This window comes from Streptomyces spirodelae (assembly GCF_017676385.1).
In the GTDB taxonomy this organism is placed as follows: Bacteria; Actinomycetota; Actinomycetes; order Streptomycetales; family Streptomycetaceae; genus Streptomyces; species Streptomyces spirodelae.
The window spans coordinates 1-1420 of record NZ_JAFFZN010000066.1; the positions used below are offsets into that span (position 1 = coordinate 1).

Below are 1420 nucleotides of genomic sequence, written 5' to 3' on the forward strand. Positions count from 1 at the left end.
TAGTAGTGCTTCGTTAGGTTCTGGGCGGTCTGCGGCTGCTCCGTCGGCCCGGCAGGGGGCGTCCGCAGGTGGTGCATGCACCGGTCCAGCACCTCAGCAGGTCCTGTAGAGCGTCGAGGACCTGGTAGAGGGTCAGGCCGGTGTACGGACTTTTGGGTCGAGCCGCCGGAGGGTGAGGAAGGCCTGGGCGGCGGTGACGAGGGTGACGTGGTGGTGCCAGCCGCGCCAGGTTCGGCCCTCGAAGTGGTCCAGGCCCAGGCCGTGCTTGAGCTCGCGGTAGTCGTGCTCGATCCGCCAGCGCATCTTGGCCCACCGCACCAGGTAGGCGGCCGGTGTGGTGGCGGGCAGGTTCGATATCCAGTAACCGGTCGGAGCGTCCTGGCCGTCCGGCCATTCGACCAGGAGTGTCTGGACGGGTAGGACGCCGTCCCACCGGTTGCGGCCGCCGCCCGCCTCCTGCGCTGCGGCCACAGGCTGCTTGCCCGCAGGCCTCACGGTCAGCACCGCGAAGCGTGAGGTCATCGCGCCTTTGCTGCCCTGCCTCCAGGTCACCTCGGTGAACCGGCCGGCACCGGCCTCCGCTGCGAGGGCGCAGACGGCTCGCGGTGGGGTGCGGTAGCGGGGAAGGGTGGGCGGTCCGAGTCCGCCGTAGGCAGGCTGGGACGGCTCGGCCTCCTCCGGGTGGGCGACTTCCTTCCCGGTCAGGGCCAGGACATAGGACAGCCCTCGCTCCTGGAGGCCGAGTCGGAAGGGGGTGCTGACGCCGTAGCCGGCGTCGGCGACCACGACCGGTGCCTCCAACTGCCACTGGGCGAGTGTGTCCAGCAGGCCGAGCGCGAGACGCCACTTCTCCTGGTGCACCACGTCGTCGGGGACTCCTGCCCTGCGGCACCGCTCCGGTTCGTCCGTCCACTCGCGCGGCAGATACAACTGCCACTCCAACGGACACGAGGCCGTGTCGGTGGCGGCATGGACACTGACCGCGACCTGGCAGTTCGCCCGTTTGCCGACCGCTCCGCAGTACTGGCGGGCCACCCCGATCGACGCGGTGCCGCACTTGGGGAACGACACGTCGTCGATCACCCACACCTCGGGCCTGACAACTCCGGACAGCCGCTCGGCGATCCGCCGCCTGACCGGCAGCGGATCCCACGGCGACTGGCTCACGAACTGCTGCAGGGCCTGCATGTTCCCGTCCGGCAGCCGCTCGGCCATCGGCTGGACCGACTTGCGCCGGCCGTCGAGCATCAGGCCCCGCAGATAACACTCGCCCCACCGCCGCTGATCCCGTCGCGGAAACGACCCGAACATATCGGCAACGAACTCCGACAACTCGCCCCGGAGCCGTTCCACTTCCCCCAACCTCATTCCGGGAAGCTGCCCGCGATCAGCCGAGATCACTCAACGTAACGAAGCACTA

General features: G+C 69.4%; 1 protein-coding gene. It reads right to left on the reverse strand.

All coding sequences use genetic code 11. From position 1 onward, the window contains the following. Window positions 1–132 precede the first annotated feature (132 nt). Window positions 133–1368 carry an IS701 family transposase gene (locus tag JW592_RS32355; protein WP_209268857.1) on the reverse strand — a complete coding sequence of 412 codons (1236 nt, stop codon included), beginning with the start codon at window positions 1366–1368 and terminating at the stop codon, window positions 133–135. Window positions 1369–1420: the final 52 nt, after the last annotated feature.